This is a genomic window from Corynebacterium sp. zg254 (assembly GCF_024701495.1).
Taxonomy (GTDB): domain Bacteria; phylum Actinomycetota; class Actinomycetes; order Mycobacteriales; family Mycobacteriaceae; genus Corynebacterium; species Corynebacterium zhongnanshanii.
In genome coordinates this window covers 280,962-294,913 of record NZ_WIAR01000002.1, presented here as the reverse complement: position 1 = coordinate 294,913, position 13,952 = coordinate 280,962, and the positions used below count along the sequence as shown (strand labels likewise).

Here is a 13,952-nt window from a genome sequence, read left to right as displayed (position 1 = left end):
CGTGCATTCACTGCCGGGCGGCCGAATGCATTGTGGGGGCTGACAGTGCCTATGTTCGAACGCGTCAAGGGGTTTGCAAACACCGCTTGTGTCACCGACGTAGTTTCACGTCGGATTGAGGCTCCAGGTCTGATTCACCATTGAAGACATGGGCCGCAGTACGTGAGCATTGTTTACAATGATCGCCTTGCTGAAAAGGGAATTGTTGCTTCTACCGGCGCCGTTGGCGACTCTTTTGACTATGCTCTGGCTGACAACGTCAATAGGTCGTACAAGAACGAGCTTATCCATACAAAGAAGTGGAGTGAGGTTACGGAGGTTGAGATTGCGACATGTGACTGGGTGAATTGGTGCAACGAGATTCGTCTACAGCAGACGCTGGGATACCGCACACCTGTTGACGTTGGGGAAGAGTTGTGGGCCGGGAACCTGGGCCAGGAGATAATGGACATCACGGCACATGTCTAGGAACAAAACCCGGAGCACTTCAAGGTGTAAGTTACCGTGTTTTTCGGGTTGAGGTGGGGTGGTTTTTGACGGGGGAGCCTGGCCGGTTTGCATGCCAAGTTTTAACTTCCTCCGCGTCCCACAGTGGCATGCGGTCGCCTAGGTCTGAGACCTGTGCAGGCGTCCTGCCTGCCGAGTTGTAGGTTCGCCACGAGCCGGTGCTGATGCTGCAGTAGTTTGCGCAGTCTACGGCGCGCCATAGTTCGCGGCCGGTGTCTGCGTCGGTGATGATGGGGCGCATGGTTATTTGTCCTTGTTGTGGTCGATGGCTAGTCCGAGGATGATGAAGGCGGGGGCGAATAGTGGTGAGGCTCCGGCCAGGAGGGTGATGGCTGCTGTACCGAGGCCGAGGATCGTGAAGCGCATTGGATTGTCCTTATTGCTTGTTGGGATAGTATTGGGGGAGCCCCCCGGTTCTGAATGTTAGAGGCATTTAGAACCGGGGTGGTCTCAATTCCTGGTGTCGATCCAGGCGACGATCATCACGATCAGGGTGATCGTGGCGATAATGTCTGTGTAGTCCATTAGTCTCACCTCCACTCTGTGGTTGTAACACCAGTACCTAACGGCATAGTTATATGTTTCAAGGCAAAAATTTTAAAAATCGCAAAGATTCTCAATCCCTGGCCCTTTCCAGGTTGGAGGGCATATTTAAAAGGAGGCAAAAATGGATTGGTTGAATGTGGGGCCGGATGTGCGCCGGCTTATGAATAAGCGCTTCACACCCGGCCGTGCCGGCCACAAAACTCGGTACATTGTGCGTCACCACAAAGCCGGTGTGTTGCCGTTGGAGGATTGTTGTCGTTTGCGGCAGACCTGCTCGGCGTCGGCGCACTAGCAGGGGGAGAACACGGGCAGGACGGGCAGTTCGTAAACGACTCGGATACGGGGTGGTATGCGGGGAACCTGCAGGCAAACTATGAGCCGATTGGCATTGAGCATGCGGACGTTGGCCAGACCGGCTGCCCTTACCACCTGTTGCGTGGTGGGAAGTATCACAACGCGTGGATAGCTGAAGCACAACGCTTTTACAGTGAGTTGGCGGCGAAAAAGCGGGTAAGCCGATGCCGGCGCGATCTTGTCACGACCTTGCCTCATGTCGCCTCATGTTGCCTCGCATGGAAACGTGCAAAATCTACGACATTTCCACGACACACGGCACCAAAACGCACCGCATTACACACGAACAGTAAAAACCAAAAACCAACACCCACCAGCAAAAACTCAGGTAAACCCCACCCATAAAAAAGCGCCCCCGGCAGGACTCGAACCCGCGACACATGGGGTAGAAACCCACTGCTCTAATCCACTGAGCTACGGAGGCAATCACAACTACAATAACGCACCCTCGGCCACGAGACCTACTGAGGTGGCTAAGTGTCGGCGACCATGTGGCGTTGTAGGGGATAGGCGGTAATGTCAATGTTTATGGAAACGGTCGAGGAAGACGTGAAGGCCAACCCTGGCGAACAGTCACCGACATCTGCGCGGATGAAGTCACCTGCTGTGGTGTATATCCTCGCCACGCTGGTCGCTGGTCTGGTGGCGGCCCTCATTGGGTTTAGCTTCGTGGGGGATTCGCTGGCGATCTTGGGCATTCCAGACCCGGGCGCGCTCACCACGTTTGGCTTGCCTTTAGTGCGCGGCATGGCACAGCTCATCGCCTGCATCGGCATCGGAGGCTTCCTCATGTCCGCCTTCGGCGCCCCTCCGCGCAAGGACGGCTACCTGGATCTGGATGGTTTCCGCGCTGCGCGCACTGGCACGTGGGGCATGGCGCTGTTTGCCTTGCTGTCTGTGCTGCTGGTTCCGATGTATTTGTCGGATGTGTCCGGCCAGCCTTTAAAGACCGCGTTGAATGTGGCTGCGTGGGATACGGCCGTGGAGCAGGTTTCTGCGTCTAAAACGTGGATGTGGGTTGCCATTTTTGCAGGTGTGGTAGCAATGCTGTCCCTGTTGACTCGTAAATGGATTTTCCAGCCGATATTCCTGGCGATTTCTATTCTGTCCCTTATTCCGTTGGCCTTGGAGGGGCATTCCGCCTCCGGTGGTTCCCACGACCACGGCGTGAATACGCTGCTGTGGCACATTGTGTTTACTGCTCTGTGGGTCGGTGGTCTGTGTGCGCTTATTGCGCACGCGAAACGCCGTGGTCCACACCTGACCGTCATCACGGAGCGCTATAGCTTTTTAGCCTTGTTTTCGATTATCGTCCTGGCCATTTCCGGTGTGATTAACGCGTTGTTGCGCGTGGATCCTGCCGACTGGTTCACCACGAAATATGGCCTGGTGATAATGCTCAAGGCGTTGCTCACGCTGATTCTCGCGGGCTTTGGCTGGATGCACCGTTCCCGTATTATCCCTGTGTTGCGGGTGGTTGAGCGCCCTGATGGAACAATGACCGACGCCCAGCGCGCTCCCTTCATTCGTCTCGCCATAGGGGAAGTCCTCGTGATGGCGGCAACGATCGGCGTGGCGATTTCCCTCTCGCGTATCCCACCACCGCTGGAGAACAATCCCGACCTGACGCAGCAGGATATTTTGCTGGGATTCACCCTGACAGAACCTCCGTCGATGATGGCCTACCTCACCCACTGGCGCTTCGACCTTGTCTTCGGCACGGGTGCCCTGCTTCTTCAAGCGGTGTACGTCTGGGCTTATGTGGTTCTGAAACGCAGGGGCGTGGAGTGGCCCACCAATCGCCTGGTGTGGTGGACCTTGGGTAACGTCACATTGATTGCGGTGACATGCTCCGGAATGGGCATGTACGCCATGGCGATGTTCAGCCCCCACATGCTGCAGCACATGTTCTTGACCATGGTGATCCCGGTGTTCTGGGCATTGGGCGGACCGATGACGATTCTGCTGCGAGCGCTACCTCCGGCGGGACGCAACGGCGTTCCGGGCCCACGTGAGTGGTTGGTGGTCTTCATCAACAACCCGGTCTCCCGGTTCCTCACCAACCCTGTGGTGGCGGGTGTGCAGTTTGTGATCGGCTTCTACTACCTCTACATGTCCAGCCTGTTCGATAAGATCGCCCCAGAGCACGCTGGTCACCTGTTCATGATGATCCACTTCCTGATCTCCGGATACATCTTCTATTGGGTGGTCATTGGTGTAGACGCTGCTCCGCGTCAACTCAGCCCGTTCATGAAGATGCTGGTGCTGTTTGCCGTGGTGACCTTCCACGTGTGGTTCGGTATCGCCATGATGCAGATGGCCAACCCTCTCAATGAGGATTTCTATCGCAGCCTCAACCTCCCCTTCGAAGTGGACCTCTTGGCAGACCAGCACTTAGGAGGAGCCTTGACGTGGGGATTGGGAGAGATCCCTCTGCTCATCGTCACGGCCGCGCACGGCGTCCAGTGGCTCAGGACGGACCGCAAGCAGGCAGCGCGTTACGATCGCCACGAAGAACGAAGTGGAGACGAGGAGCTCCGTGCCTACAATGACATGCTGGCCGGGTTGGCGTCGGGACAAGGGGACATGGGTGAAAACGCCTACTACGGATCGGAGTATCACACGAATTCGGTCCACTCGGCGCTGCACTCGGACAAGCATGGGCGCAAAAAGCATACATAGCCGAGTTTGTCAATAGTTTTTGATAGCCTTGTGGATAACTCGTCGGGGGAAGGGGAGTTATCCACAGGGGCAAAATTTATGGGTGATGGGGGCATGAACTTGTGCCACACTGTGGTCTAACCCAGCCGAGGATGGGCCTCGGGGGAAGACCCAAGGGAGGGACAATCATGACCGATGTGGCTCAAGTGCAATTATGTGGACGCGTTGTACACGCTCCAAAACAAATGAATCATTCGGGGGAGACGTTGCACATCGTCATCAGAATGGCCGTCAATCACACCTACCGCGATAACGCTGGCATGTGGCAGGACAGGGGAACTACATACCTCGATGTTCACTGCTGGGGGCGGCTGGCGACCAACGTGATTGGGTCGTCGCTGGTGCCGGGAACGCCGATCATTGCGATTGGTCGGATGGAATCGCGCGAGTACGTGGCGAAGGTTCGCGATGAGAACGGCAACGAGATCAAACGCACCGCGTTGAGTATGGTCGCTAACCATCTGGGTCCTGATCTGGATCGATGCCAGTGCGATTCCTACAAGGTGGAGCGATCCTCGTTCGGCGGGGAATCCAAGAACGCCTCCGGCTTCGACCAGGAGGCGGGTGCACAAGCAGCTCAGGGGGATGGTCGTGGTCACGGCGAGGGTAACGTGTCCTTCGATGATCCGCCAGAGAACGCTTCTGGATCCGATGGGTCGGACGTGGGGTCGGCTGCACGGACGCTCGTGGGTGCAGGGGCTGCTGTAGGCGCTGGGGTCAGTTCGGGCGCGGAGGCAGGATCAGGATCCTCAGGTGATTCCTCCTCAGGGGACGACACTCCACCGTTCTGATGCACACGCTGAGCGTGGAGCAGTGAGCTTAACGCATCAGGTTTAAGTGTGGAGCATTAGACCCCTTACAGAAAGGGGCGCTGACGGGATACTGAAGGGGGACATAGAGCAGTGCAGGCGGCGCGTGGTGGCACTTCGGGGGAGGAAGTCCCACGCAACTGGCAGTCAGGGATCGTGTGCGTGGACTAAAACACGTAGACTAGGGGACACTGTCAGGCTTGCACGAAAAGCCCAGGCGACACAGCCTGGGCTTTCCATATGCGAGTGCGAAGAACATACGCGAAAGGGCATTGGAGTTCACCGTGGGCGAATTCATCTACACCATGAAAAACGTGCGTAAGGCGCACGGAGACAAGGTCATCCTCGATAACGTCACTATGGCCTTTTACCCAGGCGCCAAGATCGGCGTGGTGGGGCCGAACGGCGCCGGAAAGTCCTCGATCCTGAAGATCATGGCCGGCATCGACCAGCCCTCGAACGGCGAAGCCTTCTTGGATCCAGGTGCCACGGTGGGCATCCTCATGCAGGAACCTCCTCTGAATGAAGAGAAGAACGTGCGTGAGAATGTGGAAGAGGGCATGGGGGAAATCTTCCAAGTTCGCCAGCGCTACGAAGCGATCGCCGAGGAAATGGCGACTAACTACACCGACGAGCTCATGGAGGAAATGACCGCGCTTCAAGAAAAGATTGATGCCGCGGATGCTTGGGAGCTGGACTCCAAAATCGACCAGGCCATGGACGCGCTTCGTTGCCCACCAGCTGATGCGGACGTGAAGAACCTCTCTGGTGGTGAGCGTCGCCGTGTGGCTCTGGCGAAGCTGCTGCTGAGCGAGCCCGATTTGTTGCTGCTGGACGAGCCAACCAACCACCTGGATGCGGAGTCCGTGCTGTGGCTGGAGCAGCACTTGGCAAAGTACCCTGGCGCCGTCCTGGCTGTGACCCACGACCGTTACTTCTTGGACCACGTGGCCGGCTGGATCTGTGAGGTCGATCGCGGAAAGCTCTACCCGTACGAAGGAAATTACTCGACCTACCTGGAGACGAAGCAGAAGCGCCTGGAAGTGGCGGGCAAGAAGGATGCCAAGCTGCAAAAGCGCCTGAAGGAAGAGCTGGAATGGGTTCGCTCCGGTGCGAAGGCGCGTCAGGCGAAGAACAAGGCTCGTTTGCAGCGCTATGAAGAGATGGCTGCTGAGGCTGAGCAGTACAAGAAGCTCGACTTTGAAGAGATTCAGATCCCAACGCCTCCACGCCTGGGTAACCAGGTGGTTGAGGTGAAGGAGCTGAACAAGGGCTTTGATGGGCGCGTGCTCATCAAGGACTTGTCCTTCACCTTGCCACGCAACGGCATCGTGGGTGTGATCGGCCCGAATGGTGTGGGTAAGACCACCTTGTTTAAGACCATCGTTGGTTTGGAGCAGCCAGATTCTGGCGAGGTGAAGGTTGGCCAGACTGTTCAGCTGAGCTACGTGGACCAGAATCGCGCCAACATTGACCCGGAGAAGACGGTCTGGGAGGTTGTCTCCGATGGCCTGGACTACATCCATGTGGGACAAAACGAAATGCCATCCCGCGCGTACCTCTCGGCGTTCGGCTTCAAGGGTCCAGACCAGCAGAAGCCATCCAAGGTTCTGTCCGGTGGTGAGCGCAACCGCCTGAACCTGGCGCTGACGCTCAAGCAGGGTGGAAACCTGATCCTGCTCGATGAGCCAACCAACGACCTGGATGTGGAAACCCTGTCCTCCCTGGAGAACGCTCTGCAGAAGTTCCCCGGTTGTGCCGTGGTCATTTCGCACGACCGTTGGTTCCTGGACCGAACCTGTACTCACATTCTTGCCTGGGAGGGCAATGTTGAGGAAGGCCAGTGGTACTGGTTCGAGGGCAACTTCGAGGATTACGAGAAGAATAAGGTGGAGCGCCTTGGACCAGAGGCAGCGCGCCCAACGCGTGTGACGCACCGTAGGCTCACCCGCTAGGGTATTCCTGGCTCGCCACAGCGCCACATCATCCACGCAGGACGATGTGGCGCTACGTGCTTTATGTGAAAGATGTGATTAACCCCAACTGAGGGGATATGCGACAGAAGGTTCAAAAGCTTACTTTCACTCAGGTAACTTTGTAGGTCTGTAGAGCGATAGAGCCAATACTGACACCAATCAGCCACTACCGGACACACCTACGAAGAGAGGGGCAGTAAAGATGCCATTTATCCTGAATGAGGACACTGGTACTCGCCGGCACACCTGTCATCGTGAACTGCGTTGGTCGGATTTTGATCAATACCAACACGTCAACAACGCCAAGTACTTAGAGTTCGCCCAGGATGCCAAGATGAACTTCCTCAAGGACGTTCTGTTGGAGCTGGACATTGCGGTTCCGCCGTTCTTTGTCCGTCATGCCACGATCGATTACCCCCACCCACTCTCGCCGGGCGAGGCAGAGGTGGCCGTGGATACGTGGATCACCAAGATTGGTCAGAAGTCGTGCGTGATGCGCCAGGAGATGAAGGACTCCATCGGGCGCGTGGCAACCATCGTGGATACTGTGATGGTGGGCATGGACCCGATCACCGGGAAATCCCGGGCATGGACCGACGAGGACATTCAGCACCTGCGCCTGTTCTATATTCCTGACGAGGCCGAGGAGCCCGACGACGCCGTTCGCGCCGAGACAGTCGAAGAAAAGCCTAAGCACTCCACGGGTGCGGAGACTCGAGCCAATCGTTCGGCGGAAGCGTTGCGCTAGAAGAGAAGTCCCACGCTAGAGAGCTACGACGCCACGCCCCTGAGTGCAGCGGTTGTGTTGGTGCGTAGGATGTGTGCCATGGATACTAACGTACACGCTGTAGATCTCACCGGCATCGTGCGTGCCGACAATGTGGACGCGGCGCTCAACTCTTTTCGGCGTGCACGCGTGATGGTGGCTCGAGCATTAAACCAAGACCCCGGTGCGATCGTGAGGCTGCGGCAGGCGGGGGACCACAGCGTCGACATGTTTGTGTCCTCCCCATTGAAGTGTGTGGTGAGCATCCGCATCCCAGGGCGCGTCACGGGATCGGAGGTATTTGGCGCGGATACCGTGCTGAACGCACTGTCCAGTTACCAGCCGGGACAGCAGGCACTGGATTGTGGTTTTCCGATGCCGCTGCGTTGGCCGGGAAGCCTTCCGCCCGCTGATGGTTTCCAGATCGTCGATATTGTACCGGCTCAGGTGATCCGCCAGCTTCACGCGGATATGGAACGCGAGAACCAAGGGACTCCCCACGGGATTGCGCGTTCACTGCTGGATCAGGACATACTGACCATCACGTCGGAGGGAGATCCGGACGCAACCTCGGTCGCGATGAGTGGCCGGATTATCGCTGCCATGGGCGGATTCGGAACAGCCGCGGAGCCCACCTCTGAACGGTTGAGGGAACATGATGAGGTGCGCGTGAGCGTGACCTCGAGCTGGATCCGAGTAGACGCACTATTCGGCACCCTGTTCACCCCGCGCCCGGGAGGCTTGGCACGCGTGCCCTAAGCACTACGCGCATCAGCGCTGAGACGGGTGTTACTCAGTGCAGCATGTCCCACGTCAGCTTCGCGGTCATGACCACCACCAACGTCAGGAGCGCCACGCGCACGAGCCCTGTACCCTTCGCGATGACCAACCGGGCTCCCAGCTGAGCGCCGGCAATATTGGCGATCGCCAAGCCCACGCCCAGAAGCCACCACACATGACCACCCACGGCAAAGACCACCAGCGCACCCAGATTGGTCGCTGTATTGATCACCTTGGTCATCGCCGCTGATTCCACGAAGGACCGATTCAGCAGCGCGGTCATAATAATAATGAGGAACATCCCGGTACCGGGGCCAAAGAAGCCGTCGTACCCAGCGATGACAGCAACCAGCAGCAGCGCTGCGACCCAGCGGCCTCGGGTCACCACCGTGGAGGCGTTATTGTCCGCACCGAACGTGGGGCGGAAGGTGACGTACACGCCCACGGCCAGCAGCAACACAATCACAATGGGGCGCAGCACATCACTGCTTAAGCTACTGGCCAGCAGCGCCCCGGCCGCAGAGCACAGTGCTGCCAGCGGAACCGCCCGATACAACAGGTGGCGATCCACGGGCACACGCCGCAGCATAGCCACCGCCGCGCTGGCCGTGCCGGAAATCCCGGCGACCTTATTCGTCGCCAGAGCGCTCGTGGCCGGCATGCCGGGAGCAGCAATCAACAGCAGTGGGATAAGAATCAGCCCGCCGCCACCAATCAGCGCGTCGACAAACCCCGCAACCAAGGATCCTCCCACAAGGAGTGAGAGGGTTCCTATGCTCATTACTGAAAGCCCTCAGCGTTCGGCGCCGTGTTCACCAACATGTGTGCCACGCGTTCAGCGTGCTCCCAGATCGCCGCACGGTGGGGATCATCCAGAGTCTCCCGATCGATTGTCGCCAGCGCGTTACCGAAGAGCTCCAGCCATCGATCCCGCGCGGCGTCGTCAATAGGGTAGGGGGCATGGCGCATCCGCAGACGAGGATGCCCACGCCGCTCGCTGAAGGTTTGCGGACCTCCCCAATACTGCTCCAGGAACCACCGTAGGCGATCCTCCGCACCATCAAAGTCGTGCTCCGGGTACATCGGGGACAGAATGTCGTCCGTGCGTACCTGCTTGTAGAACTCGTGGGTGATTTTCCGGAAAGTCTCCTCGCCGCCCACGGCCTCATAGAAACTCTGTGCCATCGTGCGCTCCTTTACGTCGCTTCTCTTCTTTTCTGCCGCAGTCCTGCTCAGCGCAGTCTTACTGAGCGCCGTCTGCCTGGATCGCTGCGCGAGCCCGTGCCACTCGGTCGCGGCCCTCCATCAGCGGGCGGCGCCATCCCGCGCCGGGCTCGGCCGACTCAATAAGTGACGCGATAGCGGCATCGGTGTGCTCCGAATGATCCCACGATGGGTAGATACCCTCTACGGTACGCAGAGCCATTTCCGGTGACAAACGATTCCACAGATCCACCACCGTGGTCGCAAACAGCGGACCATAAGGCTCCAACAACTCCTGGTGCCCCACGTGTGTGAATCCCGCGATCCGGTGACGTAACGCGAGGTTAGACATGCTCGGACCATTGGTGGTGATCTCCTGCCAGACCTCCTCCTTCGCACCAGGCGCAGCGCTGCGTGCCTGAAGAGCCAGCATCGCTCCGGTCGAAGAAGTGTCCTGCGTGAGCTCGGCGTCGATGATCGATTCGACGCCCACCCCCGCGCCACTCAGGGCGATAATGAATTGCCAACGCAGGTCCTGATCGACGTCGAGGCCCTCGATCGCCAGCGTTCCCTCGAGGATTCCCTGAAGGCGCGTGATCGCCTCCTGGTCCAGTACGCACCCGGCGTAGGCGCGGATGAAGGCAAGCTGAGCGGTGCCAGTGGTGCGCTGCGCGCCTTCCCAGAACGCCTCGCGAGCACGGGACCAACCAGTGGACGCCCACGCCGGATCGGTGTAGTGGGAGAGCGCACTGCGCGCTTGCGCCAGGATCTGCTCCAGCACAGCCATCTCCGTTTCCGCGGCAGCCCCGCGAGCAACAAGCTCCACGAAGTCACGCGCGCGCATCTGCGCATTGCGGGTCATCTGCCAGGTAGCGGACCACAACAGGGAACGAGCCATGGGATCCTCCACACGGTCGATGTTGTCGATCGCGAAGGTGAGGGACTGCTCATCGAGGGAGATGAAGGCATAGGTGAGGTCGCGGTCGTTGACCAGGATCATGTCACCGGCCTCGGTGCCTACGAGCTCATCTACGTCCGTATGGGAACCCGTGATGTCCAACTCCACGTCGCGGATTTTCACCACGGACGCAGCCCCTGCCTCGGAGCTTGCGTCCGTGCGTGCATCCGTGTCAGCGTCCTTCAACGCGAAGATGCCCACGCCCACCCGGTGCGTGCGCGTTTCACCCGCGCCGGGTTCCGCGCCGCTTTGTGTGATCGCGAAACGAGAGTAGCGGCCATCGGCGACGTCCACATCTGCTGCCAGCGTGTTGATGCCCGTGGTCTTCAGCCACTGCTGCGCCCAATCGCTTAAGTCACGACCGGAGGCCTTTTCCAGCGCTGACAGCAAGTCATCGAACGTGGCGTTAGACCACGCGTGGTTCACAAAGTGGGAGCGGATTCCCGCCAGGAACTCCTCCAGTCCCACATAGGCCGCCAGCTGCTTGAGCACAGAGGCGCCCTTGGCGTAGGTAATGCCGTCAAAATTGGCGTCGACGGTCACGATGTCCGTGGCATCGCTAAACACAGGATGGGTGGAGGATAGCTGGTCCTGGCCGTAAGCCCAGGCCTTCTCCTTATTCGCGAAGGTCACCCAGGCAGTGGTGAACTTCGTGGCCTCCGCTTGGCTCATCGCAGCAGACCACGTGGCAAAAGACTCATTGAGCCACAGGTCATCCCACCACTTCATGGTGACCAGGTCACCGAACCACATGTGTGCCAGCTCGTGCAGGATGGTATCGGCGCGGCGTTCGTACTGGTAATGGGAGGCTGCGGAGCGGAAAATGTATTCGTCCCGGATGGTCACGCAGCCCGCATTCTCCATGGCGCCCATGTTGTATTCGGGGCAGAACACCTGGTCGTATTTGTAAAACGGATACGCCACACCAAAGTGCTCCGCATACCAATCGAAGCCCTGCTTGGTGATGGTGAACAGCTCGTCCGCATCAAGGTAAGGGGCTAGCGACTGCCGGCAGTACAGGCCCAAAGGAACCGTCAGCTCACCCGAGGTCTGCACGCCCGTCGCCCCGGCGGTCTCTGGGTATTCGCGGATGGTTCCGGTCCAGGAATCCGTCACGCTGAACCACGGCCCCACACAAAAAGCGATCAAGTACGTGGACAGCGGGTAGTCCACCTCCGCGCGGTGAATATGAGAGTCTTCGTCCACGTGAGACGTCGTGATCTTGTTATTCGTCACCAGCGTCCAGGCCGGAGGGGTGTACACCTCCATTGAGTACGTGGCCTTGATATCTGGCTGATCGAAGCAGGCGAACACACGTTTAGCGTCCGCTGTTTCGAACTGCGTGTACATGTACACCTGGGCGTCGGCAGGATCTTGGAATCGGTGCAGTCCCTCGCCCGTGGAGGAATACACGGCATCGGCGTGGATGCGCAGGGTGTGATCACCGTCGGTCAGGCCAGCGATCTGGAGCCCCTGCTCCTCGTCGTAGCGTCCGTCGCGCATAGGCACGGCAGTCGAGGTAATGTCCGTTCCATCCAGCTCCACACTGTGCACCTGAGCTGCACGCAGATCCACAAAGGTATCGCCGGCGCCAGAAGTGAACGTGATCTCCGTGGTAGACGGGAATGTGGTGGTGTCTAGCGTTGCCCCATGGGTCAGATCCAGGGTGATGGCGTAATGCACATTGCTGATGAGTTGCGCGCGTGACGCGGCTTCGGTGCGGGTGAGATTCGTAGAAGTCATACTGACAACCCTACTGGTCTGCCGATACAGTGGGGCTATGACTAATCAACAAGCAACCATGTACTTTGATGTGACCTGCCCTTTTGCGTGGGTGACCAGCCGCTGGCTCAAGGAAGTGGAGAAGGTGCGCGACGTGGACGTGACCTTCATTCCCATGAGCCTGTCAGTGCTCAACGATGGCCGTGATCTTGAGGAATCCTACATGCGGGCGATGGGTGCTGCCTGGGCTCCAGCGTTGGTGGCTGCTGCGATCTACACCGATTATCCCGATAAAATCGACGCCTACTACACGTCCATGGGAGAGCGCATCCACGACGGCGGCAATGGGCACAAGCAGGACCCGCACGGCTACGACGAGATCATTGCCGAGGCGTTAGCTGAGGTGGGATTGCCGGCTGAGCTGATCGAGGTGGCACATAAGCGCGAGGGTGACGACGGCAGCGTAGAGTCCACGTTGCGCACACTGCACGAGCAGGCCATCACGAAGGTGGGCAACGATGTGGGAACCCCAGTGGTGCAGCTGGGTGACGTTGCGTTCTTCGGTCCGGTGCTGACCCGCATTCCGAAGGGGGAGAAGGCCGGCACGATGTTCGACGCCGCCGTGGAGCTGGCATCCTACGAGCATTTCTTCGAACTGAAGCGGTCGCGTACGGAAGATCCGCGAGCTGAGTTCGCTTAATGCCGTGGTACGGCTGTGGTTGCGCAGCGCCGTGGTACGGCTGTGGTTGCGCGGCGCCGTGACCCGCTAGAATAGTGCTCATGCGAATCTATCTAGGTGCCGACCATGCCGGTTTTGACATGAAGAATGTGATCAAGGATCACTTGGCCTCTCAGGGCTTTGACGTTGTGGACTGTGGCGCGTTGGAGTACGACGCGCAGGATGACTACCCTGCCTACTGCATCGACGCCGCCCGCAAGGTCGTGGCCGATGAGGGATCCCTGGGGATCGTGCTTGGAGGCTCGGGTAACGGTGAACAAATCGCTGCGAACAAGGTTCCCGGCGCGCGCTGCGCACTCGCGTGGTCCGTGGAGACGGCCAAGCTGGCGCGTGAACACAACAATGCGCAACTGATCGGCCTCGGTGGCCGTATGCACTCCGAGGAAGAAGCCCTGGCTATCGTTGACGCCTTTGTCTCCCAGCCATGGAGCGAGGAAGAGCGCCATCAGCGCCGGATCGACATCCTGGCTGAATATGAGCGCACCGGCGAGGCTCCAGAAGTTCCAAACGCGTAGAGTTCTGCGTTTTCCCAACGGTGAGGTCCTGAGGCTGGCGTTGTGCCAGCCTCAGGACCTCAAGAGTTTACTTACGCCTATTCTGCTTCTGCTTGGGGCGCTTTTCGTGCCACTCCTTGACCTCATCAGAGTCCCACAGGGTCAAACCGTGGAGCTTCGCTACTGGTTGAGGTGCACGACCGCGGCCGGCGTAACTGGTAAAGGTTCCCCGGGCGGTGCCGGAAAACTCGGCGCATTGAGCGGCGGTCCAGAGCTCAATGCCCTTATCTTTATCGATAATGATTGGATCCATGATGTCGGTTATACGCGTCTCCGTTCGTGGAAGAAAGCTAAAACGCATGTTCACAGCGCATTGT

Annotated in this window: 14 protein-coding genes and 1 tRNA gene; 9 read left to right on the top strand and 6 right to left on the bottom strand. The window is 58.8% G+C overall.

Features of this window, described 5'->3' with window-relative positions; all coding sequences use genetic code 11:
• Positions 1-162 precede the first annotated feature (162 nt).
• Positions 163-468: an integrase core domain-containing protein gene (locus GC425_RS06985; RefSeq protein ID WP_151844482.1), complete on the top strand. Its 306-nt coding sequence runs from the start codon at positions 163-165 to the stop codon at positions 466-468.
• Between the two features lie 282 nt (positions 469-750).
• Here GC425_RS06985 and GC425_RS06975 read toward each other — a convergent pair whose 3' ends face one another.
• A complete protein-coding gene (locus tag GC425_RS06975) occupies positions 751-873 on the bottom strand; it encodes a hypothetical protein (protein WP_257822674.1) in 123 nt (40 codons plus the stop codon).
• A gap of 301 nt (positions 874-1,174) precedes the next feature.
• Between GC425_RS06975 and GC425_RS06970 the strand changes: the two genes are divergently transcribed.
• A complete protein-coding gene (locus GC425_RS06970; protein ID WP_192930409.1) occupies positions 1,175-1,345 on the top strand; it encodes a hypothetical protein in 171 nt (56 codons plus the stop codon).
• Positions 1,346-1,757: 412 nt separating this feature from the next.
• Here GC425_RS06970 and GC425_RS06965 read toward each other — a convergent pair.
• Positions 1,758-1,831 (bottom strand) — tRNA-Arg (locus GC425_RS06965).
• 92 nt (positions 1,832-1,923) lie between these two features.
• Between GC425_RS06965 and GC425_RS06960 the strand changes: the two genes are divergently transcribed.
• From GC425_RS06960 to GC425_RS06940, 5 genes are all read left to right on the top strand, one after another.
• Positions 1,924-4,089 carry a cytochrome c oxidase assembly protein gene (locus GC425_RS06960; RefSeq protein WP_192930408.1) on the top strand — a complete coding sequence of 722 codons (2,166 nt, stop codon included), beginning with the start codon at positions 1,924-1,926 and terminating at the stop codon, positions 4,087-4,089.
• Between the two features lie 131 nt (positions 4,090-4,220).
• Positions 4,221-4,919, top strand: coding sequence for a single-stranded DNA-binding protein (locus GC425_RS06955; RefSeq protein WP_151844480.1), 699 nt, complete (start codon positions 4,221-4,223; stop codon positions 4,917-4,919).
• Positions 4,920-5,221: 302 nt separating this feature from the next.
• On the top strand, positions 5,222-6,892 hold the full coding sequence (gene ettA / locus GC425_RS06950) for an energy-dependent translational throttle protein EttA (protein WP_151844479.1): 1,671 nt from the start codon (positions 5,222-5,224) through the stop codon (positions 6,890-6,892).
• Between the two features lie 223 nt (positions 6,893-7,115).
• Positions 7,116-7,661 (top strand): thioesterase family protein, encoded by a 546-nt coding sequence (locus GC425_RS06945; protein WP_151844478.1) that lies wholly within the window; start codon positions 7,116-7,118, stop codon positions 7,659-7,661.
• 78 nt (positions 7,662-7,739) lie between these two features.
• Positions 7,740-8,438, top strand: a complete 699-nt coding sequence (locus tag GC425_RS06940; protein WP_151844477.1) for a hypothetical protein — start codon at positions 7,740-7,742, stop codon at positions 8,436-8,438.
• 34 nt (positions 8,439-8,472) lie between these two features.
• Here the strand turns inward: GC425_RS06940 and GC425_RS06935 are convergent, their stop codons facing one another.
• Genes GC425_RS06935 through pepN form a run of 3 tightly spaced genes read right to left on the bottom strand, consistent with a single transcriptional unit; the run spans position 8,473 to position 12,363 of the window.
• Positions 8,473-9,240, bottom strand: a complete 768-nt coding sequence (locus tag GC425_RS06935) for a TSUP family transporter (RefSeq protein WP_151844476.1) — start codon at positions 9,238-9,240, stop codon at positions 8,473-8,475.
• The gene (locus tag GC425_RS06930; protein WP_151843248.1) at positions 9,240-9,644 is read right to left on the bottom strand and encodes a globin; all 405 of its coding nucleotides are present in this window, start codon (positions 9,642-9,644) and stop codon (positions 9,240-9,242) included. The genes GC425_RS06935 and GC425_RS06930 overlap by 1 nt, the downstream gene beginning before the upstream one ends.
• A gap of 58 nt (positions 9,645-9,702) precedes the next feature.
• Positions 9,703-12,363, bottom strand: coding sequence for an aminopeptidase N (pepN, locus tag GC425_RS06925; RefSeq protein WP_151844475.1), 2,661 nt, complete (start codon positions 12,361-12,363; stop codon positions 9,703-9,705).
• A gap of 37 nt (positions 12,364-12,400) precedes the next feature.
• Here pepN and GC425_RS06920 point away from each other — a divergent pair, with 37 nt between their 5' ends.
• Positions 12,401-13,042 (top strand): disulfide bond formation protein DsbA, encoded by a 642-nt coding sequence (locus GC425_RS06920; RefSeq protein ID WP_151843250.1) that lies wholly within the window; start codon positions 12,401-12,403, stop codon positions 13,040-13,042.
• 80 nt (positions 13,043-13,122) lie between these two features.
• On the top strand, positions 13,123-13,596 hold the full coding sequence (locus tag GC425_RS06915) for a ribose-5-phosphate isomerase (RefSeq protein ID WP_151843251.1): 474 nt from the start codon (positions 13,123-13,125) through the stop codon (positions 13,594-13,596).
• Positions 13,597-13,663: 67 nt separating this feature from the next.
• Here the strand turns inward: GC425_RS06915 and GC425_RS06910 are convergent, their stop codons facing one another.
• Entirely contained in the window at positions 13,664-13,888 is a 225-nt protein-coding gene (locus GC425_RS06910) for an AlpA family transcriptional regulator (protein ID WP_151843252.1), read from the bottom strand.
• Between the last annotated feature and the right edge of the window lie 64 nt (positions 13,889-13,952).